The sequence below is a fragment of the Paucibacter aquatile genome, assembly GCF_002885975.1.
GTDB classification, from domain to species: Bacteria; Pseudomonadota; Gammaproteobacteria; order Burkholderiales; family Burkholderiaceae_C; genus Paucibacter_A; species Paucibacter_A aquatilis.
Map to the genome: position 1 here is coordinate 2,175,877 of NZ_POSP01000003.1, position 23,917 is coordinate 2,199,793.

The following is a 23,917-nucleotide window of genomic DNA, read 5'->3' on the forward strand; positions in this document are numbered from 1 at the left end:
GGCATTCGGCCGTTGGCCTCAGTGTGCCAGCCGCAGCTGGTGCAGGCCCTCATCTGCCGCGGCGGGCAGCTCCAGGCGCAGCCGGCCGGTCTCGTCCTTCTGAGCAGGCAGCGGCTGGCCGTCGAAACGCCAGGGCGATGCACGATCCAGGCCCAGAATCTCCAGCCGCGCCAGCCGCTGAAATCCAGCGTTCGGGGGCAGATCAAGCTCCAGCGTCAGCCCCTGGCCATCCTGGCGGATGCCGATGCGGCGTGCCGCCCCCCGGCGATAGCCATAGCCCTCACCGGCATCTTGAAACACCTCGCTGCGGCCGCTGCGGCCCCAGGCCACGGTCAGGGCCAGCGGCGCGGCGCGCATCTCGCCCGTGTGCTGCAGCAGCGCTTGCGTGGGCACGGCGGCGCCCACGCGGATGAACAGGGGCAGGCGGTCCAGTGGCGCGGCCACGGTGGCCTCGCTGCCGCCTTCGAAGCGGCGGCCGGTCCACCAGTCCAGCCAGGCTTCGCCGGCGGGGAAGTAGACGCGGCGCTGGCGCTCGCCCTCGCGCAGCACCGGCGCCACCAGCAGGTCGCGGCCGAGCAGGAACTGGTCATCCACCAGGCTGGCGCGCACATCGCGCGGGAAGTTGAACCACAGCGGCCGCAGCGGCGGCAGGCCGCTGCGCTCGTTCTCCTCAAAGAGGCTGTAGAGGTAGGGCAGCAGGCGGTAGCGCAGCTCGATGGTGGCGCGGTTGATGCGCTCGAACTCGGGGCCAAAAGCCCAGGGCTCGCGCGGCGCCGAGACATCGTTGGAATGCGTGCGGAAGAAGGGCGTGAGCACGGCCGCCTGCAGCCAGCGGCTGTGCAGCTCGGCGCTGGGGCTGCCCATGAAGCCGCCAACATCGGCGCCCACAAACGGCACGCCCGAGATGGACAGATTGCTCAGCATGGGAATGGTGAGCGCCAGATGCGTCCAGCTGGGCGAGTTGTCGCCCGTCCAGACCGCCGCATAGCGCTGCACACCGGCGGCACCGGCCCGCGTCAGCACCATGGGCCGCTGCTCGGGGCGCAGGCGGCGCAGGCCCTCGAAGCTGGCGCGGGCCATCTGCAGGCCGTAGACATTGTGATAACGCGCATGATCACCGGGCCGGCCGTCGCCGGCATGGCGAGCGTCCAGCGGCAGGGTCTTTTGCGGGCCGAGCGAGATTTCCGGCTGGTTGAAGCCATCGGGCGCGAACACGCCCGGCTCGTTCATATCGTTCCAGAAGCCATCGACGCCCAGCTCCAGCGGCGCGGCGTAGAGCTGGCCGAACCAGTCGCGCGCGGCCGGCGAGGTGAAATCCGGGAAGGCACAGATGCCGGGCCAAACCTTGGCATGCAGCTCTTGGCCATCGGCGCCACGCATGAACACGCCGGCCTCGCGGCCGCTGCGGTAGATGGCAAAGCCTTCGTCGCGCTTGATGCCGGGGTCGACGATGGTGACGGCGCGGAAGCCCTGCGCATGCAGCTGGCCCAGCATCTCGCGCGGCTGCGGGAAGGTGCTCGGGTTCCAAGTGAAGACGCGGAAGCCGTCCATGTGGTCGATGTCGAGGTAGAGCACATCGGCCGGGATCTGGCGCTGGCGGAACTCCCGCGCCACGCGCAGAACTTCATCCTGCGTCTTGTACGACCAGCGCGACTGCTGATAGCCCAGGGCCCAGAGGGGAGGCAGCGGGCCGCGGCCGGTGAGCGCGGTGTAGTCCTGCAGCACCCGGGCCGGGCTGCGCTCCGGGCCGCCGGTGAAGACGAAGTAATCCAGCTCGCCACGCGCCGCACCGAAGCGCCAGCGCTGCGGCTCGGTCTTGCCCATGTCGAACCAGCTGCGGCTGCTGTTGTTGAGGAAGACGCCGTGGCTCAGGCCCTGGTGCAGGGCGATGAAGAAAGGAATGGCCTGGTAGGACGGGTCGTGGCCGGGCGCGTAATCGGGCACGTCGGCGTTCCACATCACCAGATGCTGCTGGTGGCGCGAGAGCGGCAGGGCTTTCTCGCCAAAGCCGTAGTAGAGCTCGTAGTCGTCGCGGCGCTTGGTGGCTTCGACACTGCCCTCTTGCGGATCGAACACGATGGGCCGAGCCGGGTCATCGGCGCTGATCAGGCGGCCGGCGCTGTCGAACACGCTCAGCTGCAGCTCAGGGGCACGGCGGATCTGCACCCGCGTGCCGCTGGCCGAGCGCAGCTCCAGCAATTGCGGGCCGATGCGGCGCAGCACTGCCTTGGCCTGCGGCGGCGATTCAGTCAGCGCGTAGCTGGCCGTGTCGGGCTCGAAAGGCGCGCCGCTGGGGCTGATGCGCACGCGCAGCACCTCGGGCGTGACGAAGCTGATGCGGGCCCGGGCGCCACGCGCCAGGCGCAGGTCCACGCCGTCCTCGCGCGGGCTGGACTGCGTGACCGGGCCGAGGCTGCGCGGGGCCGCTTCGGCCGGCAGCGGTGCGAACACAGCGAACAGCAATGCCGCAGCGCACAGAGGGCTCCATATGATCATCACAGCGCCGCACTCCCCAGCACACGCAGGCGCAGGGCGCGCTGCAGGTCTTCCACGGTGGCTTTGCCGTTTCCGCTGAGCTTGAGCTTGAGGCGCAGCGACTCGCCGGGCAGCAGGGTCAAGGCGTTGTCAGCCACATCCACGTCCAAGCCCTCGAACTCAATCCAGACGCCGCGCGCCAGACTGCGCGCTTGCACATGCAGCTGCAGCTCGCCGCCCACGCGCTCGACCTGGGCCTGCACGGCTGAGGCTTGTGGCCAAGCCAGGTCTTTGGCGGGCTTGAAATACACCACGCTGCGCGAAGGCGGTTCGCCCTCGATCTGCAGCTCGAACACGGCCGCGGCAGAGGCCGGGTCGGCATCGCCGAGCAAATCGGCATCGGCATAACGCGTGAGCAGCTGGGACGAGAGCGGCGCCAAGGTCAGCGCCTGGCGCTCCTCGCGCAGGGTGCGGCCTTGCAGCGTCATCACGCGCAGGCGCAGCTCGCCGCGGCGGGCCTCGGCGCGATCGTTGATCACGTGCAGCCGGGTCTGGCCCGAGGCCTCGCGGAGCGCCGCCACCGCTACCGGCGCGAAGAAGCGCCGGGCCTGGAAGTGCAAGGCCTTCCAGCGGCCGAAATGGTCGATGCTGGACCAGGCTGCGCCGGGCCAGACATCGTTGAGCTGCCAGTACAGCGAGCCCATGGTGAAAGGCCGGCTGGCGCGGTGGTGCAGGGCGGCGAGCTGGATGCCCTCGGCCTGCATCAGCTGGCTGCGGTAGATGAAATCGCCAAAGTCGCGCGGCTCGCCGAACTCCTCGCGGATGTATTTCAGCAAGCGCTCATTGCCTTTGCCAGCCATGAACTTCTGGTGCGCGGTGATCAGCGGCGCGCTGATGCCCTGCTCGCTGCGCGGCGCAAACGCATCCACCGTGGCCTGCACCGGCCAGGCCTGCAGGCCGTACTCGGACATGAAGCGCGGTGTGATCTCCAGGTACTTGCTGACCGGATGGGCCGGGTTGCCCCAAACCTCCCAGTAGTGCATATCGCCACTGGCGGGCGTGTTGGCCACCTCGGCCAGGTCGTCACCGGGCGAGCTGGACCAGTAGGCGATGCCACCGCCCTCCTCCGCCACCACCTGGCGCAGATCGCGGCCGAAGAGCTGCACATAGCCCTGCCAGACGCGCTCGGCCAGGGCCGGGTCGGCGGCCTTCATATCGCGGCCATGGCCCCAATATTTCCAGGCGATCTCCTGCTCGTTGTTGCCGCACCAGAGTACCAGGCTGGGGTGGTGGCGCAGGCGCTGCACCTGCTCGCGCGCCTCGACCACCACATTGGCGCGGAAGGCCGGGTCGTAGGCCGGCTGCATGCCGCCGCCGAACATGAAGTCCTGCCAGATCATCAGGCCCAGCTCGTCGGCCAGGTCGAAGAAGGCCTCGCTCTCGTAGTAGCCGCCGCCCCAGCTGCGGATCATGTTCATGTTCGCCTCGCGCGCCGAAACCATCACCCGGCGCAGCTGCGCAGCGTTGACGCGCGGCTGGAACATATCGAATGGAATGGAATTGGCGCCCTTGGCGAAGACGGGGATGCCATTGACCTCGAAGTGGAAGCCTCGGCCTTGCGCGTCGGGCTCGCGCTTCAAGGCCACGCTGCGCAGGCCGGTGCGCTGGCTCAACGCATCGACGCGCCGGCCGGCTTGCAAGAGCTCCAGCTCGTAGCGGTACAGGGCCTGCTCGCCATAGCCGTTCGGGAACCAGCGCCGCGGCTGCTCGACCTGCAGGGGCAGCTCGATTTTCTGCAGGCCGGCTTCCGTGGCATGGCCCCGTTGCTCGGCGGCCAGCTGGCGGCGGCCATCAGGGGCGGTCTGCCAGAGGCGCAGCTGATAGTGCCCGGCGCGCGCCAGCTCCAGCGTGGCGAGGGCGCGCAAGCGGGCACGCTCGGCCGTGACCTCATCCTGCAGCAGCTGCAGCGATTCGATGCGCAGGCCGCTCCAGCTCCGCAGGGTCACCGGCTGGCTGATACCGGCGGTGACGTAGCGCGGGCCCCAGTCCCAGCCGTAGTGGTAGCCCGGCTTGCGGACGAAATTTCCCGTCATGGCATCGGGCGGCTCGTCGCCGTAGGGCGAGGGGTAGTTGCCGGCCAGCTTGACCGGCATGGCCTGCACCTGGGGCAGGAGCTTGTTGATCGGCGAGCGGAAGACGATGCTCAGCTCATTGCCCTGCGCGCGCAGCAGGCCTTTTTGAACCGGCACGCGCCAGCGACGGAAGGCGTTGTCGGCCTTGAGCAAGGGCTGGCCGTTGAGCCGCACCTCGGCAAACGTGTCCAGGCCTTCGAAGACCAGCTCCTGGCGTGCCTGCGCCCGCTGAGCGCGCGGCACATCAAAGCGCGTGCGGTACTCCCAATCGGCCAGGCCTATCCATTGCAGGGCTGCCTCGGGTGCGGCCACAAAAGGGTCGGGGATCAGTTGGGCGGCCAGCAGGTCGGTGTGCACCGTGCCGGGCACCTGGGCCGGGCGCCAGGCGGTGGCTTCGGCATGGGCGGCGGCCTGGCTACTGGCGGGGCTGAGGCGGAACTGCCAGGCTTGGGTCAGGGGCAGAAGCTCGGCGGCGGAGGCAGGCATGGCCAGCGAGAGCATGGACAAGAAACAGGCTGCGCGACCAAGCAAGTTCTGAAACTTCATGCGGCCCTCCAGTAACGCTCAATCCACTGCTGGTGGGTGGGCATGGCGGCCACGGCGTCGCTCAGGATGTGGCGGGTTCCTTCCACGAAAGCGAGCAGGCGGTCTTCGGGCATGTCGTCGACGATGGGGTGGTAGCTGCGCGGCAGGATGCGCTGACCCAGCATCACTTGCACCCAACTGGGCAGGGCGAAGAAATCCTCGCCGTGGCGGAAGTAGCGGCCGTCGGCACGGAACAGGTCCATGGCCTCGCTCAGGCTGTCGGGCACGGACATGGTGCGGCAGTCGCTCCAGAAATCGGAATCGTCGCGCTCGGTCGCGTGGTAGTGCAGGATCAGGAAGTCGCGCACACGCTCGTACTCGAACGCAGTCTCGCGGTTGAAGCGCTCGGCCAACTGCGGGTTGAACTCACGCCCCGGGAACAGGCTCAGCAAACGGCTGAGGCCCGATTGCACGAGGTAGATGCTGGTGGATTCCAGCGGTTCCAGGAATCCGCTGGCCAGGCCCAGGGCGATCACGTTCTTGTTCCAGACCTGCTTGCGCATGCCGGTGGTGAAGCGCAGCAGGCGCGGGTCGACCAGGGGCTTGCCGTCGAGATTGGCCATCAGGGTGGCGGCGGCCTGGTCCTCGCTGAGGTGCTGGCTGGAGAAGACATAGCCATTGCCGATGCGGTGCTGCAGCGGGATGCGCCATTGCCAGCCAGCGGTGTTGGCGGTGGCGCGGGTATATGGCGTTATGGGACTCACACCTTCACAAGGCACAGCCAGGGCGCGGTCGCAAGGCAGCCAATGCGACCAGTCGGTGTAGCCGGTCTTGAGGGTCTCTTCGATCAGCAAGCCGCGAAAGCCCGAGCAGTCGATGAAGAGGTCGCCCTCGACGCGCTCGCCGCTTTCCAGCTGCACGGCTTCGATGAAGCCGTCGTCAGTGCGCTGCAGGGCGCGCACGATCTTGCCTTCGATGCGCTGCACGCCGCGGCGCTCGGAGATCTCGCGCAGAAAACGGGCGTAGAGGCTGGCGTCGAAATGGTAGGCGTAGGCGATGTCCGCCAGCGGCGAATCCGGCGCCGCCGAGGGGTCGCCGGGGATGAACTTGCCCTGCGGCGCCATCACGGTTTGCAGGGAGTAGTCGCCAATCGGCCCGGCGCGGCCGGCCAGGAACAGCTTGAGCCAGAACTGGTGGAACGGCAGCGGCCCGCGCGAGCGACCGATGACGCCGAAGCCATGGGTGTAGCGGTCGCCGATGCGGGCCCAGTCGCGGAACTCGATGCCGAGCTTGACGGTGCCCTGGGTGCGGCGAACGAACTCCGCCTCGTCGATGCCCAGCATCTGGCCATTGAACATGCGGATGTGCGGCACGCTGGCCTCGCCCACGCCGACGATGCCGATCTCTTCGGATTCGATCAGACGCACCGAGGCCTGCCGGCCCAGGTAGGTGGCCAGGGTGGCGGCGGCCATCCAGCCGGCGCTGCCGCCCCCGACCACCACCACGCGGCGGATGGGGCCGTGGGTCGGGGATGGGCTGCGGCTGCTGCCGTCCTTGTCGAGACTGCTGCTCTCACTCATGCTGGAGAACCCTTCTGCCGGGCCCGAGCGCGGCTCACGCTCGGGCCCACAAAGAAAAAGGTCGGCCTGGGTTGCAGCCCATGCCGACCGGAGATCCCCTCACGAGGTCAGCGCGAGGGGTCGAGGAACATCGTGCAATCGGCCGGTGCGTCAGTACTTGTAGGTCAAGCCCACATAGGCAACGCGCCCAGCGTAGCTGTTGCCGTAGAAACGATCCTGCGTGTCATTGCCCAGGTGCGAGCGGGCTTCCTGCTTGGTCAGGTTGAGCACCGAGGCCGTGAGGCTCAGCGCCTTGCTGACGTTGTAGGCGGCGTTCAGGTCGATCTGGCTGTAGGGGTCCGAGTAGACATTCAAGCCATTGACCAGGCCACCGACCACCACACCGCGGCGGTTGTAGGAGGCGCGCAGCAGGTACTGGTCGTTGCCGTAGAACACCGTCAGATTGCCTTGGTTCTTGGCGCTGCCGACCAGGGGCGACTTGCCGATCACCTTGCCATCGGCCAGGGTGATCTCGGCCTGGTTGGTCTTGTTGTAGGTGTAGTTGAACTGGAAGCCCAGGCCGAAGTCCAGGGTGTGCTGGCCGTACAGCTCGATGCCTTGCGAGACGGCGTCGCGGCCGCCGGCGCTGGTGGCGTAGTTCTGCACGGTGACGCTGGTGCCGCCCACGTCCATCACCATATCGCGCACCACGGGCACCGAGAAGTTGCTGACGTTCTTGCGGAACAAGCCGGCACCCAGCACCGAGCCGCGGTGGAAGTACCACTCCAAGCCCAGGTCGACCTGCGTGGCCTTATAGGGCTCCAGGCTCTTGTTGCTGCCCTGGCCAAACCAGCCCACCTTGTCGGCGCCACCGATCAGGCGACGGTCATTGACGTACTCCTGGCTGTAGGACTTGAGGCCGCCGGGCGTGGCGATGTCGCCATAGCTCGGGCGGGCCACCACCTTGGACGCCGCAGCGCGCAGCAGCAGGTTTCGGCTCAGGTCATAGGCCAGATTGAGGCTGGGCAGCACATCGGTGTAACTGCGGTCCAGCGAGCTGACCACGAAGGAGGAGACATGGCCGGTGGCCGGGTTGCTGTTGCTGTCCGGCAGCTTGGTGAAGCCGCTGACGCAGCCCGAGCCTGCCGGTGCACCGGCTGCCGGCAGATTGCCGGGCAGGCAGGGCGCGGGGTTGCCATCCGGGCCGTCGAAGAAGTAGTCCTTGTAGTAGTCGACCTGGTCGGTCGAATCGGCGTGCTGCTTGGTGCGAACGAAACGCAGGCCGATATTGCCGCGCAGGCGGTCGGTGCTGATATTGGCTTGCAGGTAGGCCGCCGAAATCTTCTCGCCGACGTTGTAGACGAAGTTGTCTTCCTGGCGGGTCTGCATCGCACCGTAGGTCTTGTTCAGGTGCGCGATATAGGCCGGGTAGTCAATCGCCGGGAAGGCGCTGGCATTGAGGCCGCCGGCCAGATGGCTGAGCGAATCGCCGTACAGGAAGGAGGACTGGAACTTGGAGGCGGTGGCATCACAGCCGTTCTGGAAGCGCTTGTCGTAGTTGGCCGGATCGGCGCCCTGGCAGACCCAGTAGTTGTTGCCGGTGCTGCGGCGCGTGCCGCCATCGCGGAACTTGAGGCCGAACTGCAGGGAGTCGAGCCACTCGCTGTCTTGGCGCCAGGTGAAGTCGGCCTGGGCGTACTTCTGCTCGGTGCCGTTCTTGGTCCAGGACGAGGAGGTGGAGCCCAGGTCAATCTCGCCAATGCCCTTCTGCAGATTGGCCATCAGCTCGGGCGCGAAAGTCATGGTCGGTGTGCCGACCAGGCTCCAGGCGCTGGCGGTGTTGCCCATCGTCCAGCTGCCGTTGGCGTTCTGCAGGCGCGGCTTGATGGGCATGGTGAACTGCATGTCCGGCCCGCCCTTGGCCCAGGTGCGGCCCAGCTTGAAGCTGGCGTCGATGCTGTCGCCCTTCCACTCGGCGGCGATGTCGGCGGTTTGCGACAAGGCCTTCTCGCGGTTGTAGCTGCCGGTGATCTGCGGCGTGGGCACGGTGCAATCGTCCGGGCCCCAGCCGCCGGGCTTCTGGCCGCCCGCCGCCGCGGCGGCCTCGCTGCAGTAATAGGTCTTGCCGGGTCGGGCGCTGTACTGCGCACCGGTCACGATGGTGCCGCTGGGATCAAAGGTCAAGCTGTCCAGCAGGCGGCCACTCGGCCAGTTGCCATCACCGTCGTAGCGGGCCAGGTTCCACTCGGGCACCTTGAGGATGTTGGTCTGCGAGTTCTGCGACAGGTTGAAGCGGAAGTAATTGCCGGTCAGGGTCAGCCGGTCGATGGGCTTGGCCTGCAGAGTCAGCTGGCCGCCTTGGCGCTCGCGCTCTTCGCTCTTCACGTTGAGGTTGACCGAGGTCGGCATCATGAAGTTCTGGTAGTACTTGCCGCTCTGGTCGTAGAAGCCCGACTGGCCCCACCAGTAACTGCTCATGCCCGAGGGCTTGCCGTTGACATCGGTGGCGGGGTGGGTCTTGTAGTTGTCGCCGTACCACTGCCAGTTTTCGGTGCTGGCGCCCATGGTGCGGGTCGTGCGCTTTTGCTGCGTCACGCCCACCAGCACGCCGAAGCGCTTGGCCTCGTCGTGCCAGGCGTACTGGCCGGAGAACTGGCCGTCGGTCTTGTGCGTGGTGTCAGCCCAGGTGCCCTCGGCAGTGAAGAAGCCGCTGTTGGACTTCATGTCCAGCGGGCGGCGGGTGTGCAGGATCACCGTGCCGCCGACGCCGCCTTCGTCCAGCCGCGCTTCCGGCGACTTGAACAGCTCGGCGCTGGACAGCATATTGGCCGGCATCAGCATGTAGTTGAAGGAACGGGTCGGGTCGCCGTTGGACTCGGCCGTGGCGATGTAGTTGCCGTTCAGCTGGGTCAGGGTCAGCTCGGACGAGAGGCCACGCACGCTGACGTTCTTGCCTTCGCCGCCGCTGCGGTCCACCACCACGCCGGGCACGCGCTGCAGCGCGTCGGCCACGTTCTTGTCGGGGAACTTGCCCACGTCTTCAGCATTGACCACCTCGACGATGGCATTGGCATTGCGCTTCTGGTCGAGGCTCTTCTCGATCGAGCTGCGGTAGCCGGTGATGACCACCGTGTCCATCTGGGCGGGCTCGGCCTTGGTCTCGGCCTTTTTGTCGGCGGGCTTGTCGGCCGCGGCGCTTTGCGCCTGCGCACCGCCGGCCAGGGCCAGCAAAGCCAGGGCCGCGGCCGAGGCAATCGGCGTCTTCGCCGTGAAGGCCCAGCGACGCTGTCGAGATTCGTGCGTGTTCTTGCTTGTCATGATCTGTCGTCTCCTGATCGTGCCCTTGTGGCGGGCTTTGTATGGCGGAAGCGAGGTCCACATCGCCTGAGAACCAGACGGCACGCCCCGCTTCACAAGGCGAAAAGTTCGGCTGCCGCTGCGCCCGATGGGGCGAACGCGGCAAGCACTCCAACTCCTGGTTCGACGCAAGGCCCAGCGCGCCAGACCGGGGCCTGGAATCGGCAGCTGCTGTTCGTTTTTCAGGGCGCGCCCGGCGCAGTTTCGGGAGAACCCTGTAGATTTACTAAACGACGCAAAAACCGCTGACTTCTCGCTGGGCAGTGCATTCCACCCAGGGAAATTTATACAAAGGATGACAGGCGCCTTCAACAAACTTTCACAGTTTGGATTCAGTTTAGTTTTGTTTAGTAAACGAAACGAGGCGGTCTTGCGACAGCGCATGAAATGGGGCGATTCGGCCTGGACGCGGCCGCGCAGCGGGTCCTAGACTGCGCGCCAGGCCCCCTCTTCCTCTGCGCCGCAGAAGCGGCGGGCACCGCTGTGCAACAGCCCTGATCCATGAGCCTGAAGCCCTTTTCCTCTTTCCCCTCCGCCGCCTCTTCTGATGCTGCTGCGCCCAGCTCGATCCACGCCATGCCGCCGCACGAGCTGCTGGTGGCCGATATCGGCGGTTCGCACATTCGCATCGCCCGCCACCTCGGCGGCAGCCACTGCGAGCTGCTGCAGCAGAGGGCCACACCGGCGCAGGACTGGTCGGCTTTCTGCGATGCATTGCACGCGGCCGTGTTGCTGCACGCCGGCCCGCACAGCGCCCTGTCCATCGCCATCGCCGGCGTGGTCTCGCCGGCGAGCGGCGAGGTCCAGGCCGCCAACCTGCCCGCGCTGCGCGGCCATGCCTTGGCGCGGGAGCTGACGGCCCGGCTGGGCCTGCCGGTGCAGGCCCACAACGACGCCGATTGCGCCGCCCTGGCCGAAGCCCGGGTGGGCGTGGGCGCCGGGCATGAGGTGGTGTTCGGCGCCGTGCTGGGCACCGGCGTTGGCGGTGGCCTGGTGGTGCGCGGGCAGCTGGTGCGGGGCGCGGGCGGCCTGTGCGGCGAATGGGGCCATGGGCCCATCCTGCGCGAGACCACGCTGTGGAACAGCCACGGCCAGCCCGTGCAGCTGCCACGCTGGGCCTGCGGCTGCGGGCAAATCGGCTGCCTCGACACCGTGGGCGGCGCGCGCGGCCTGGAACGCATGCATCTGGCGCTGAACGCCGACGCGCCCCGCAACAGCCATCAGCTGCTGATCGACTGGCAAGCCGGGGAGCCCGCGGCCAGCGCCACGGTCGCCGCCTGGATCGAACTGCTCTCGAGTCCGTTGGCCCTGGTGCTCAATGTCACAGGCGCCAGCGTCGTGCCGGTTTGCGGCGGGCTGAGCCGTTGTACACCCCTTATCGCAGCACTCGATGCCGCCGTGCGCCAGCAGATCCTGCGGCGCGACGCGGAAGACCTGCCCCTGCTGCGACCCAGTGTCTTGAACGACCAGGCCGGCCTGATCGGCGCCGCCTTGGCCTTCGAGCCCGAGGCCAGTCACCCGGAAGTGCGCCCATGAGCTGTGTGCTGGAAGTCTGCGTGGATGACATCGCCGGCCTGGATGCCGCACAGCAAGGCGGCGCCGATCGCATCGAGCTCTGCAGCAGCCTGGGCTGCGGCGGGCTCACGCCCTCGGCCGGCTTGATGGCCGAAGCCGCCCGACGCAGCCTGCCGGTGATCGCCCTGATCCGCCCGCGCAGCGGTGGTTTCGTCTACAGCGAGGCCGAGGCGCGCGTGATGCAGCACGACATCGCCCGCGCGGCCGAGCTGGGCCTGGCCGGCGTGGCCATTGGCGCACTCACGCCCGAACGCCAACTGGACCTCGCCCTGCTGGAGCGCCTGATCCGCGCGGCAGCAGGCCGCCTGCAGCTGACCCTGCACCGCGCCTTCGACCTGGTGCGCGAACCCGGCGCGGCGCTGGAGGCGGCCATCGCACTGGGCTTCCAGCGCGTGCTGACCTCGGGCGGCGCCCCCACCGCCCCGGCGGGCGCCGCGCAGCTGGCGGCCCTGGTCCGCCAAAGCCAGGGCCGCATCCGCATCCTCGCCGGCAGCGGCATTCGGCCCGACAACGTGGCCGGCTTGCTGGCCGCGACCGGGGTGCACGAGGTGCATGCCTCCTGCCGCGCACCGGCGCGCGAGACGCCTGAAGGCGAGCTGCTGGCCCTGGGTTTCAGCGAAGCTCAGGCCTGGCTCTGCGCGGCCGACACGGTGCGGGCCATGCATCTGCAGATCCGCAGCCATGGCACCCCGAAAGCGCACTGAACACGCCCGGATCAAGTCCGGTTTGGGCGCACCCGGCCCAAGGCCCGCAGCGCCAAAACCAAGGCGAGGCCGGCGATCAAGCCCAGGCCCAGCAGAGAGCCGGCCGGCCACGACGAGGCCGCAGGCCGCGACCGGAACACCGGCTGCGCCACAAAGTCCTCGGGTGTGAAGCGCCGCTCCTGAAACAGGAAGGGGTAGTAGAAGGCGCGCAGCCGGGCATGGAACTCAGCCACCGCGTCCTGATAGGCCAACTGGGCGCGCAGGTCGGTCTCGGCCTGACGGTGCAGCGCAGCCTGAACCCCCACGCCGGGCAAGAGCCATCCCAGGCGCTCGGTCCAGGCCTGCCGCGCGATCAGGCCCTGGCGGTAGTCCGCCACTTGGGGCGCCACACGCTCGTCGCCCAGCTGCTGGAAGGCGTAGTACCACTTCCAATGGAAGCCCGCCGGCAAGGGCGCCGTCTGCCGCCACTCGGGGTGGCTGCGGAAGAACTGCGCCAGGGTGGCCTCGCGCGGCAGATCCCAGGCGCCATGCACGGCCTGACGCTGCGCCAGCATCAAGTCCACCCCCTGATGCACGGGCACAGCCCGCGCCAGCACGGCCTGAGCCAGCGTCGGCAGAACGAGGGTCAGAAGCGCCCAGCAGCCCATCAGCGACAGCGCCTGGGCGGCCGAGCTGCGGCCGCCCGCGGCCAGGCACAGCGACAGGCCGCTCCAGAATGCCAGGTAGGCCGCGGTGCAGAGAAGCACACTGGCCAGGGCAGGCAGAGGCATGGCGCTGCATGCCGCGCCGGCCAGCACCGGCAGCACCAGACAGGCGAAGACCAAGCCCACGCGCAGGCCTGCACGGCGCAGCCACAGGCCGCGGCCGCCGCCGGGCAGGGCCAGCAAGGTGTCGAGCCGGCCGGCGCGACGCTCGCCCGAGACCAGCTCGTAGAGCAGCGCAATCAGGAACAGCGGCGCCAGATAGACCAGCACAAAGGCGAAGTCGAAACGCCCGGCCAGCGCCAGCTCGGGGTTGAAGCTCTCACCCTCGTGCAGCTGGGCCTGAAGGGCCAGAGCGCGGATGCGCAGCACATAGGGCACGGCATCGCGCAAACCCAGCGCCAAGAAGGCCGCGGGTGACGGCGGGTCCCAGCTGCTGTGGAAGGTGTAGTACGCGGCCGAACCGGCATCACCGCTGCGCCCATGCTTGAGCGCCTGGGCCGCCAGGTCTTGCTGCTGCAGATCGGCCAGGCGGGCGATGGTCTGCTGCTGGCGGGCCACCTCACGCAGGCCCGACCACACCGCCAGCGAGGCCAGCAGAAACAGCAGCGCCAGCGCCACGCACACGAGGCGCGAGCGCAGCAGCAAGCGCAGCTCATGCCGCCAGGCGTCTGCGGGTCTCGGCTCCTTCGGCTTTGCGGCCGGTCTCATCCATGCCATCGCGCTCATCGCGTGCGTCTCCCCAAATGATGCGTCGCCAAGGCCAGAGCGCCCATCAAGGCGGCGAGCCAGCTCAGCAGCACCACGGCGGCCGGTGCCGCGCGCTGCAAGGCCTCGGCCGGTGGCGCCGGCTCGTATTGGAAGTCGGCCATGCCCTGCCAATGCGTGGCGCTGATGCGGTTGTCGCGGCTGGAGCGGTCGCTGGCGAACTTCAACTTCTCGGCCTGCAAGCGGTTGAGCGACTGCACCAGCTGGTAGCGATGGGCTTCAGCCTGCTCGACAAAGCGGCGGTAGCTTTGCAGATCGGTGCCCGCCGCGGCCATGGACAGTCGACGCAGTGCGAGCACCGGGCTCAGCCAGGCAAAGCGGTCGAGCTGCTGCAGCTGCGCGGCCTGGCGCTCGAAGCTGGCGTGGGCATAACGTGCAAACAGCGCGCTGCTCAGGCGCTCGCCCTCCATGCCCACCAAGCCTTTGTAGTTGAACGGCAGGTCTTCCACGCGCGCCACGCCGTAGCGGGCCAGAACCTGCTTGCGAAACTCGGCGAAGTAGGGGTCATCGGGGTTGTGGCTGTCGCCCAGCGCCGCCAGCTCGCGCGCCACCGCGATGTCGGTCTCAAAGCGGGTGGGCAGGGCCAGCGAAGCAGACGCCAGCTCGGGCGCCCAGCGCGGCAGCAAAACCACGCCGAGGGACCAGACGGCCAGCAAGGCCACCAGGGCGTCACGGGCGCGGGCCAGGCAGGCCGACAGCGCGACGATGCCCAGGGCCCAGAGCAGAAGCCACAGGCCATAGCCGAGTGCCAGCGTCAGCAGCAAGATGCCCGGAGCCGACGTGGCCGCCGCCATCCACAGCAAAGCCAGCCAGGCGGGCAACAGGGCCAGCGCGGCCACGCCGCTGAGCGCCAGGACCTTGCCGGCCACCAGCTGCCAGGGGCGTATGCCCTGGGCCAGCAGCAAGCGCAAGGTGCCGGATTCGCGCTCGCGCGCCAGCGCGCCATGGCCCAGGAAAATCAGCAGCAGCGGCGCCAGCACTTGCAGCACAAAGGCCGGCGTCAGCTGGCCAAAGCGCAGGAGCAGCGAGGACTGCCGCACGTCGCCAAAGTTGGCGCTGTTCTGGCGGTGGCCCTCCAGGTAGAGGGTGTGCCCGGTGTAGGCATCCACACCAGCATCCAGGGCCGCCAGCGGGCTCAGGGGCCGGAACACAAAGTGGCCGTAGTGCACCATGCGGTGGGGGTGACGCTCAGGCTGGGATTCGAACTCATGATCGACCTGAGCCTGGTAACGGGCCCGTGCGGCCGCCGCGCTGCTGCGCTGCTCCCAGGCGGTGAAGCAGGCCACGGCACTCAGCAGCAGCAACAAAGCCAGGCCCAGCGCGGCGACGCGATCGCGGCGCAGCAAACGCCATTCCTCGACGGCAATTCTGAACACGGCCGCCCTCATGAGGCCCCCGCACTGGCGTAGCGACGGTGCAGCGCGCGCACGTCAAAGCGCTCTTCGCCCGTGGCGGCCACCTCTTCGATCAGCCGGCCGGCCTCGATGAAGCCGATGCGGTCCGCCACATCGGCGGCGCCGAGCAGATCGTGCGTCACCATCAGCATGGCCACACCCTGCCCGCGCAGCATCCGCAGCAGGCGGCTGAGCTCGCTGCTGGCCTGTGGGTCCAGCCCGGAGCTGGGCTCGTCCAGCAGCAGAACGGGCACATGGCGCGCCAGGGCCAGTGCGATCGAGACTTTCTGCCGCATGCCCTTGGAGAAGCCGGCGACGCGCTGGCCATGGGCCGCGGCATCCAGCCCGGCCGCGGACAAGGCCTCATCGATGGCCTGCGCGCTGGCCGGCTGGCCGGCCAGATGCAGCAGGTAGGCAAGGTTCTCGCGGGCGCTGAGGTGCTCGTACAGCGCCACGTTCTCGGGGATGTAGGCGATCTGGCGGCGCGCGCGGCTGGGCTCGTTCACCGGGTCGATGCCCTGGACGCGCAGCTGGCCGCTGGCCGGCCGCACAAAGCCCAGGAACAGGCTCAGGGTGGTGGTCTTGCCGGCTCCGTTGGCGCCCAGCAGGGCGTAGATCTCGCCTGGCTGCACGGTCAGGTCCAGGCCTCGCAAGATGGTGCGCTCGCGGTAGCCCGCCACCACCGCGCGGGCCTCCAGCGCAGGGGGCACTGCAGCAGCGGCGGGTGGATCTGGGTTCAGGGTTTCGCTCATGATGGCGGGCCTCGCGTCAGAACTTGGCCTGCAGGCCCAGGGTGAAGCTGCGGGCCGTGCCCGGCGTCACCCACAAGCGGCTGTAGGAGCTGGTGTAGTAAGTGGTGTCGAAGAGGTTGTCGACATCGAGCGTCCAGCGCAGCGTCGGGCTGGCGCGCCAGTAGGCCACCAGCTTGGCCGTGGTGTAGGCCGGCAGCTCGAAGGCGGGCGTGCCCGCATTGGCCTCGGCCTGGGTGCGGGCCTGGCCCAAGCGGGCGCCCATGTGGGTGAGCCCGCCGCCGATGCTGTAGCGCTGGCCCTGCGAGAGGCTGGCCTCGTACACGGCCAGCACACTGCCATTGACCTTGGGCACATTGAGCAGGCGTCCGCCGCGCTCCAGGGTGTTGTCCTGGCTGACCTCCACGTCGTTGAGCACCAGGCTGGCGTTGATGCGCCAATGCGCGCTGAGCTGTCCGGCCAGGTCGAACTCTAGGCCTCGGCTGCGGATCTCGCCGGCAGCGATCGAGAAGCCGGCATGTGCCGGGTCGGCGGTCAGCACCTGGCGCTTGCGGATGTCGAAGAGCGCAGCGGTCGCACCGATGCGGCGGTCCGCGCTTTCCCATTTGCTGCCGAGCTCCAGGGCGCGGCCGGTCTCGGGCTTGAAACCTTGGGCTGCGACATCGGCGCCTACATTGGGGCGGAAGGAGCGGCCGGCATTGGCATACAACGTCCATTGCGGCGAGGGCAGCCAGGACAGGCCGATGCGGGGCGAGCGGGAGCTCGGCTGCTGGCGTGCCGTGGTGCTGTTCAGGCGATTGGCCAGGGTCTGGCGGTAGTCATCGAAACGCAGGCCGGCCACCAGACGCCAGGCGGGGGCCAGCTTGATGGCGTCCTGCAGATAGACGGCCGTGTTGCGCTGATGCTCCAGGGTGCTGGTGTTGGGGCCCGGCTCGGGCAGCGCCTGGCCGTAGGCCGGCTGTTGAATGTCAATGGCATAGGGCTTGCCGGCGCTGGGATTGACGCGCCGCATCACCGAATCCATGCGGAAGCGGAAGCTCTCCAGACCGATCAGCAGCTCATGCTCGACCGCGCCCAGCTTGACCAGGCCTTGCAGCTCCGCCTGCACGGCGGCATCGTTGGAGTCGTAGTCGCGATGGCGCCGTTGCCGCGTCAGCGTGACGTTATCGGGGCGCAGCGCCGTGGGCTCGGTGGAATAGCCATTCACCCCGGTCTCGCGGTAGGACAGGCCCAGACGGCTGCGCCAGTTGCTGCTCCATTCGTGCGAGAGGATGAGCTGGTGGGTCTGGTTGCGCACGGTCACCTGCCCATCGGCAGGCTCGCCGAGGAAGCGGCTGCGCGGCACCGCACCCAGGCGGTTGTTGACAGCGACCACACCACGGTCCAGGGGTGTCGCGTGGCGCAGGGCTTCACCGACATAGTCAAGCTGGGTGGCAGGGCCCAGCTTCCAGGTGAAGGCCGGGGCGAGCACTTCGCGCCGGGCGCTGACATGGTCGCGGAAGCTGCTGCGGTCTTCCACCGCCACATTGAGGCGGTAGGCGAAGTTCTCACCCCAGGGGCCGGTGCTGTCCAGAGCGCCACGCTTGAGGCCATAGCTGCCCAGATAGGCTTCCACCGCATGGGCCGCCTGCCAGAGCGGGCGCTTGGAGACGATGTTCAAGGTGCCGCCCGGCTCGCTGCTGCCGTAGAGCGCAGCGGCCGTGCCCTTGAGGAACTCGATGCGCTCGACACCGGCCAGATCGCGCGGGGCATTGAAGCCGCGGTTCGATGAGAACCCGTTCAACAAGGTGGCCATGCCGGTGTTCTCGTTGCCCGGCAGGCCGCGAATGGCAATGTTGTCCCACAGGCCGCCAAAGCTGTTCTGGCGCGAGACGCCACCCACGTAATCCAGCACATCGTCGAGCTTGGTGGCACCGAGGTCGTCCATGGCCTGACGGGTGACGATGCGCACCGATTGCGGCAGCTCGCGCAGGGCGAGCTCGGTCTTGGCGCCGGCGGCATCGGCCGCATGGTAGGTGCCCGATTCGGCGCGGCCGACCACGTTGACCGCGGGCAGCTGGGCGCTCTTGGCATCCGGAGCGGTCGGCGCAGGCTGGGCGGCTTCAGCCGGCGCACGTTCGGGCGCAGGCGTTTGGGCGCGGGCGCTGGCCGCGAAGCAGCTGGCCAGCGCCAGCAGCAAGGGAAGACGGGCGCCAGGCGCCGGGCGGAAGTGGGTCGGCATGGGGAAGAGGCTCACGAAGAGGGTGGGGAGAAGAAAGAACAGGAGGAGGAAAGAAAAGGCCAGCTCTGGTACACAGCCCCAATTCGGCAAGCCCGGCCAGGGCATGGCGGGGTCTCAAGCGAGAAGGCTCAGGAAAGGCGACCGACCGCGCGCCTAGCGAGCGTGCGTACACACGCGTGGCGGCAGGTGGAGGGGCGGCTTGAGGGCGGGCAGAAACGTGGACGTGGCATGGCGCCATTATTGCGAATGAATTATCATTTGCAAAATCAAATTCATGCCAGGCATGGAAAGGCCGAGGCCTGAGGAGGCGCCACGGCCCTCGGAAGCGAGCGCACTCAAGCCCCATGGACGCCCCCTCGGCGCCCTTCAACTCCGCCCGTCACTCTCTCACCGCAGCCAGCTCTCGCCACCCCATGTCAAGCCTTGCCGCCATCCTCGCCGCCTGCTTTGCGGGCGGGCTCCTCAGCCTGCTGCTGGCCGCCATCCTGGCCTTTCGGCTGCAAGCTCGGCATCTGCATCGCCTGATTGCCTTTGCTGCCGGCACCATGCTGGCCGCGGCCCTGCTGGACATCCTGCCCGAGGCCTTGAGCCTGGCGCCCGGCCACAGCGAGGCTGTGCTGGCCACGCTGCTGGCCGGCTTGATCGGCTTCTACTTGCTGGAGCGCCTGGCCTTGTGGCGCCACGCCCATGCGGGCGAGCCGGGTTCGGCCCGTACCGGCACCCCATGGGTGGTGCTGCTGGGCGATGGCTTGCACAACCTGGTCGACGGGGTCTTGATGGCCGCCGCCTTCCTCGCTGACCCTTGGCTGGGCCTGAGCACCTGCCTGGCCGTGGCCTTGCATGAAGTGCCGCAAGAGCTGGGCGACTTTGCCCTGCTGCTGTCGGCCGGCTGGAGCAAGCGGCGGGCCTTGCTGGCCAATGGCCTGTCCAGCCTGGCTTCGCTCGTGGGCGGTGTGCTGGGCTGGCTGGCCTTGGAAAGCGCCCAGGCCGCCCTGCCCTATGTGCTGGCCGTGGCTGCGGCAAGCTTTCTCTACATCGCCGTGGCCGATCTGCTGCCGGCCCTGCACCGCCGTCACCGGCAAGACGGCTTCCTGGCCCAGACCGCGATGTTGAGCGCCGGCCTGGCCTGCGTTCCCGTGGTGGGCCATTGGCTGCACTGAGCGGCAGCCACGCTCACGCCATTCCACACGACCCGCAAAGGTGATCTGCATGTCTCACTCCGCCCCCAAGCGCCTGCCCACCACCGTGCTGTCCGGCTTTCTCGGCGCCGGCAAAACGACCTTGCTCAACCACATCCTGCGCAACCGAGAAGGCAAGCGCGTGGCCGTGATCGTCAACGACATGAGCGAAGTCAATGTCGACGCAGCCCTGGTCCGCGACAGCGCCAGGGCCGCCGGCGTGGGCCTGTCCCGCACCGAGGAAAAGATGGTGGAGATGAGCAATGGCTGCATCTGCTGCACCCTGCGCGACGATCTGCTGCAGGAGGTCCGGCGCCTGGCCGCCGAGGGCCGCTTCGATCACCTCCTGATCGAATCCACCGGCATCTCGGAGCCCATGCCGATTGCCGCCACCTTCGACTTCACCAGCGAGGCGGGGGAAAGCCTCAACGATGTGGCCTACATCGACACCATGGTGACCGTGGTGGATGCCCTCAACATCCTGCGCGACTACAGCAGCGCCGAGTTCCTGGCCGACCGCGGCCAAGCTGCGGGCGAGGAGGACCAACGCCGTCTGGTCCACCTGCTGGTGGAGCAGATCGAGTTCGCCAACGTCATCGTCGTCAGCAAGACCGATCAGGTCAGCCTGGAGCAACTCGATCAGGTGCATGCGCTGATCAAGGCCCTGAACGCCGAGGCGGAAATCATCGACGCGCGCCACGGCGCGGTGGACCTGGACGAAGTGCTGGGCACCGGCCTCTTCGACCTCGACAAGGCCGCAGCCATGCCGCGCTGGGCCCAGGAGCTGGAGGGCCACCACGACTCGGAGGCCGACACCTACGGCATCGAAAGCTTCGTCTACCGCGCGGACAAACCCTTCCACCCCCAGCGCCTGCATGACTTGCTCGCCACGCCCCTGCCCGGCGTGCTGCGCTACAAGGGCTATGTCTGGCTGGCGAGCCGACCGGACTGGGTGGCTTGCGTCTCGGGCGCTGGCCGCATGTGCGATGTGCAGCCCGTCGGCCGCTGGTGGGCCGCTGCGCCCCGAAGCCGCTGGCCGGAAGACGAAGCCACGCGCCAAGCCATCCTCGCCCACTGGACCGAGCCCTACGGCGACCGCAAGCAAGAGCTCGTCATCATCGGCCAGCAACTCGACCGCCAGGCCCTGAGCGCCGCACTGGACCGCTGCCTGCTCAACTTCACCGAAACCCGAAAAGGCATGGCCGCGTGGCGTGAGCTGCCCGACCCCTATCCGGGCTGGGAAGAAACGGCAGCCGAGGCGGCCGCCGCCTGAGCGGCAAGCGACCCCGAACCCGGCCTCGCGCTGGCGCCAGCGAGGAGGCCGCGCCTCAGGACTCCGAGATCACCTCAAACCCGCCAAAAATCATGCGCTTGCCGTCGAAGGGTGGCTCGCCCGCGGCGGCCATGCGTGGATCGGCCATGACCTTGTCCCAGGCGGCATTGCGGAGCTCGCGCGAGGGCCAGGTGATCCAGGAAAACACGACCGTCTCCTCGGGCTGGCACTGCACGGCCATCGGGAACGAAGTCAGCTTGCCCTGCGGCACATCGTCGCCCCAGCAATCGACAACAGCGGTCGCGCCGTATTCCTTGAAGATCTGGCCCATTTGCTGCGAATGCGCCAGAAAGTCAGCCCGCCGGGCGGTGGGAACGGAAGCCACGAATCCATCGACGTAAGCCATGTCAGTTCTCCGATGAGGTTGAAGCAGCAAGACTACCCGAATGCTGAGCACTATCAGCCGCCCATGCCGGCCATGGCTGCGGCGGCACGACGCTCACTCAACCGCCGCAGACGGCTCGCCCTCGGTGTGCCGTTCGGGCTCCGTGGTGTGGAGGATCTCGTTCAGCACCGAGGTGGCATAGTTTCCAGCGGGCAAGCTGAAGCTGAGCACCAGCTGATCGGCCTGCGGCCAATCCCATGACAGCTCACCCGGGCTCGCCACCAGGGCGCGGCGCTCTTGATCCAAACCCGCATGCTCCATGCCCTCGCACAGCGCGGCATGACGGGCGGCCACGCCGTTCTCCAGTGCCTGTGCTTGTTCGCTGCTGCTCACGCGGCCCCGGCCCCAGAGCGGCCCGGTCGGCCGGCCCGCGGCGTCCAACACATCGCCAGGCAAGGTCTGACCCCAAATCCCTTGCTGGATGCGCAGGGCCAGCACTTCATTGAAGACAAAAGAGCGCACCGCCGACAGGTAGATGCCTTTCTTCTTCGGATTGCGCACGCGGATCTCGCGCGCCAGCATGGCCCGCCCCTGCTCGACATTGCCGCCCTCATGGCCGAAGCGCTGCGCGCCGAAGTAATTGGGCACACCCTGAGAGGCCACAGCCTGCAGATTGGCTTCGATGGCGGCACGATCGCCCACCATATCTCGCAGCACGATGCGGAAGCGGTTGCCCTGAAGATCACCGGGGCGCAGTTTCTTCACATGGCGGCTCTGGCTCAGCACCTTGAACTCGGGGTGCTGGAGCTGGGTCAGGTCAGGGGTCTCACCCTTGGGCAGATAGATGCTGAACCACTGGCGGGTGATGGCGTAGCGGTCCTTGAGCCCGGCATAGCCCACATCCCATTCCTGCACACCTGCGGCCGCGGCCAGCTGCTGCGCGACGAAGGCGGTGTTGGCCCCATTCTTCTCGACGTCCAGCCAGATGTGCTCGCCCGCCCCCGAGGGCAGCTGCAGCGGCAGTTCGGTCACGGTGAAGTCCTCGTTGAGGAGCTTCAGCGTGGCGCTGGCACCGCTGGCCGCATAGGCCTTGGGCCACAGCGGCAGGGTCGTGTAGGGGGATGAGACGTCGGTCATGGGGCGGCCTGACGGCGCCAACTGGCGATGGAGGCAGGATGTCCATCCGACCAGGGGCTGTCGAGGGCGCGATTGTCCTCTTTCACGGCCTGCCGGCCTTGGGCGAGGGGCTCCCGATCTGAACCGAACGAGGGAGGGGCGCTGCGGTTGCAGAGCTCGGCCTGAGCCGGCTTGCGGTTCATTGCACCCACAGCAGCTCAAAGTGCTGGCGAAGCGCAGCGATCTGGAGAGAGACCTCATCGCCTTCGAACTTGCCCAGCACCGCCTTGCACAGGGGCGCGTCGCTGCTGATGACCTGAACCCTTTGCTCGCCACAAAGCAAGGTCATGCTGCCGCCTGCCGGGCCGAGAAAGAGCAGCCGTTGCTGCCGCGCGTCCTCGACATCGACCAGGCAGACCAAGGCGCCGAGTTGGACACCTTTGCCGGCGTCGTAGGGCTGCGGGCGGAACCGGCGCCAGCTGAGCATCGCCTGACGGATGGCTTCGGCGCGTCGAGCTTGGCCGGTGGCCAGATAGGCGGCCTCCAGACCCAGGGTGTCGTACTTGTTCTCGGCGATGTTCTCTTCGTGAGTCGCCGTCTCATGCGCTGCCCGCGCCGCCTGCTCCACTTGCAGCAGGTCTTCGGTCAGCCGATCCAGCACCTGCTGCTGCAGCAGAGTTTTGTCCATGAAGTAGGAGAGGCGACTCAAACACGAAGGGTAACGGGCTCACGATTATGACGGGCGCCATACCGGGCTCACCGGCGAACAAGAGCTCGCCTTGCCCGTCGCCATCGTTGAACTCGGGCTCGAAGGACTCCTCCGTTCGCGAAGCCTTGGAGATACCATGCCAGCATGCCCGGCTCACCACCGGGAGGAGTACGCAATGACCCGTTCGGAAGCGAAACAGGATGAACTGGGTGGCCTCCGCCAGGAGTTGGCGGCTCAACGGCAGGCGCTGCTGGCCAGCCTCTTGGTTTCAGCCTGGGTGGTCGAAGCGCGAGACCCCTACACAGGCGGGCACCTCTGGCGGGTGGCACGCATGGCGCATGCCCTGGCCCTCGAGTCCGGCTGCGCACCGCGCGAAGCCAGCCGCATCGCCATGGCCGGCTTTCTGCACGATCTGGGCAAGGTTGGAATTCCTGACGCCATCTTGCGCAAGCCGGGCAGGCTCACTGAAGCGGAGTTCGAAACGATCAAGACGCATCCTCGGGTCGGGGCGCGCATCTTGTCCGGCCACCCCTTGGCGGAATTGGTCGTCGGCGTGGTCCACCACCATCATGAAATGCCCAATGGTCTGGGCTACCCCATGGGTTTGGTGGGCGCCGAGATACCTCTGGATGCCCGCCTGGTCGGCATCTGCGACGCGTTCGACGCCATGACGAGCACGCGGCCCTACCGTGCAGGCATGCCCATCTTCAAGGCACTCAACATCATCGAGTCCGAACTCGGCAGACAGTTCGACCCGTCCCTCGGAGCCCTGTTTGTTCGCATGGGGCGCGACGCTGCCTTCGACGCCATCGTCGGCCACAGTGACGAGGGCATCCCTCTGCAACATTGCCCGGCATGCGGGCCGACGCTGGTCCGCACACGCGCGGTGCGTGCCGGTGATCACCTGGGCTGCCCGGCCTGCTCAGCGCGCTTTGTGTGGACCCACGCCGACCAAGACTTGCGGGCCGTTCCCACCGGGGAGCGTGCAAGCGCGCAGGAGTTGGAGCCGGGTCTGGACCGCGCCCAGATCGAGGCCTTGGTGCTCGACTGGGCGGACGCGATTGCCGGCCCGGAGTGACTCAGGCACGGCTTGCGG

The 23,917-nt window shown here is 68.0% G+C and carries 16 protein-coding genes; 5 read left to right on the forward strand and 11 right to left on the reverse strand.

The window, feature by feature from the left end; translation table 11 throughout:
• Positions 1-18: 18 nt before the first annotated feature.
• The 4 genes from C1O66_RS12595 to C1O66_RS12610 all read right to left on the reverse strand — a co-directional run bounded on the left by C1O66_RS12595 (position 19) and on the right by C1O66_RS12610 (position 10,009).
• A complete protein-coding gene (locus tag C1O66_RS12595) occupies positions 19-2,496 on the reverse strand; it encodes a glycoside hydrolase family 31 protein (RefSeq protein ID WP_102768196.1) in 2,478 nt (825 codons plus the stop codon).
• Entirely contained in the window at positions 2,496-5,153 is a 2,658-nt protein-coding gene (locus tag C1O66_RS12600) for a beta-mannosidase (RefSeq protein WP_102768197.1), read from the reverse strand. Before C1O66_RS12600 ends, C1O66_RS12595 begins: the two co-directional genes overlap by 1 nt.
• Complete coding sequence (locus C1O66_RS12605; RefSeq protein WP_102768198.1) at positions 5,150-6,712, reverse strand: tryptophan halogenase family protein; 1,563 nt, start codon at positions 6,710-6,712, stop codon at positions 5,150-5,152. Before C1O66_RS12605 ends, C1O66_RS12600 begins: the two co-directional genes overlap by 4 nt.
• Positions 6,713-6,862: 150 nt before the next feature.
• Positions 6,863-10,009, reverse strand: a complete 3,147-nt coding sequence (locus tag C1O66_RS12610; RefSeq protein ID WP_102768199.1) for a TonB-dependent receptor — start codon at positions 10,007-10,009, stop codon at positions 6,863-6,865.
• Between the two features lie 540 nt (positions 10,010-10,549).
• On the opposite strand from C1O66_RS12610, the gene C1O66_RS12615 reads away from it, so the two are divergent.
• Both C1O66_RS12615 and C1O66_RS12620 read left to right on the forward strand, forming a co-directional pair.
• A complete protein-coding gene (locus tag C1O66_RS12615) occupies positions 10,550-11,584 on the forward strand; it encodes an ROK family protein (RefSeq protein WP_207795948.1) in 1,035 nt (344 codons plus the stop codon).
• Positions 11,581-12,327: a copper homeostasis protein CutC gene (locus C1O66_RS12620; protein WP_102768201.1), complete on the forward strand. Its 747-nt coding sequence runs from the start codon at positions 11,581-11,583 to the stop codon at positions 12,325-12,327. Before C1O66_RS12615 ends, C1O66_RS12620 begins: the two co-directional genes overlap by 4 nt.
• Positions 12,328-12,338: 11 nt before the next feature.
• Here C1O66_RS12620 and C1O66_RS12625 read toward each other — a convergent pair whose 3' ends face one another.
• Genes C1O66_RS12625 through C1O66_RS12640 form a run of 4 tightly spaced genes read right to left on the reverse strand, consistent with a single transcriptional unit; the run spans position 12,339 to position 18,160 of the window.
• Positions 12,339-13,748 carry an ABC transporter permease gene (locus tag C1O66_RS12625; RefSeq protein WP_394341040.1) on the reverse strand — a complete coding sequence of 470 codons (1,410 nt, stop codon included), beginning with the start codon at positions 13,746-13,748 and terminating at the stop codon, positions 12,339-12,341.
• A gap of 5 nt (positions 13,749-13,753) precedes the next feature.
• The gene (locus tag C1O66_RS12630) at positions 13,754-15,184 is read right to left on the reverse strand and encodes an ABC transporter permease (RefSeq protein WP_102768203.1); all 1,431 of its coding nucleotides are present in this window, start codon (positions 15,182-15,184) and stop codon (positions 13,754-13,756) included.
• Positions 15,181-15,942 carry an ABC transporter ATP-binding protein gene (locus C1O66_RS12635; protein WP_102768204.1) on the reverse strand — a complete coding sequence of 254 codons (762 nt, stop codon included), beginning with the start codon at positions 15,940-15,942 and terminating at the stop codon, positions 15,181-15,183. The genes C1O66_RS12630 and C1O66_RS12635 overlap by 4 nt, the downstream gene beginning before the upstream one ends.
• Positions 15,943-15,958: 16 nt before the next feature.
• On the reverse strand, positions 15,959-18,160 hold the full coding sequence (locus C1O66_RS12640) for a TonB-dependent siderophore receptor (protein ID WP_102769628.1): 2,202 nt from the start codon (positions 18,158-18,160) through the stop codon (positions 15,959-15,961).
• A 413-nt stretch (positions 18,161-18,573) separates the two neighbouring features.
• Between C1O66_RS12640 and C1O66_RS12645 the strand changes: the two genes are divergently transcribed.
• Positions 18,574-19,320, forward strand: coding sequence for a ZIP family metal transporter (locus tag C1O66_RS12645; protein ID WP_165794592.1), 747 nt, complete (start codon positions 18,574-18,576; stop codon positions 19,318-19,320).
• 49 nt (positions 19,321-19,369) lie between these two features.
• On the forward strand, positions 19,370-20,611 hold the full coding sequence (locus tag C1O66_RS12650; protein ID WP_102768206.1) for a GTP-binding protein: 1,242 nt from the start codon (positions 19,370-19,372) through the stop codon (positions 20,609-20,611).
• A gap of 55 nt (positions 20,612-20,666) precedes the next feature.
• Here C1O66_RS12650 and C1O66_RS12655 read toward each other — a convergent pair whose 3' ends face one another.
• The 3 genes from C1O66_RS12655 to C1O66_RS12670 form a co-directional block, all read right to left on the reverse strand.
• Positions 20,667-21,017 (reverse strand): DUF1428 domain-containing protein, encoded by a 351-nt coding sequence (locus tag C1O66_RS12655; protein ID WP_102768207.1) that lies wholly within the window; start codon positions 21,015-21,017, stop codon positions 20,667-20,669.
• A 93-nt stretch (positions 21,018-21,110) separates the two neighbouring features.
• Positions 21,111-22,133, reverse strand: a complete 1,023-nt coding sequence (gene truD / locus C1O66_RS12660) for a tRNA pseudouridine(13) synthase TruD (RefSeq protein ID WP_102768208.1) — start codon at positions 22,131-22,133, stop codon at positions 21,111-21,113.
• 178 nt (positions 22,134-22,311) lie between these two features.
• Positions 22,312-22,800: a GreA/GreB family elongation factor gene (locus C1O66_RS12670; protein WP_102768210.1), complete on the reverse strand. Its 489-nt coding sequence runs from the start codon at positions 22,798-22,800 to the stop codon at positions 22,312-22,314.
• A 196-nt stretch (positions 22,801-22,996) separates the two neighbouring features.
• On the opposite strand from C1O66_RS12670, the gene C1O66_RS12675 reads away from it, so the two are divergent.
• Positions 22,997-23,899 (forward strand): HD-GYP domain-containing protein, encoded by a 903-nt coding sequence (locus C1O66_RS12675; RefSeq protein ID WP_102768211.1) that lies wholly within the window; start codon positions 22,997-22,999, stop codon positions 23,897-23,899.
• Positions 23,900-23,917: the final 18 nt, after the last annotated feature.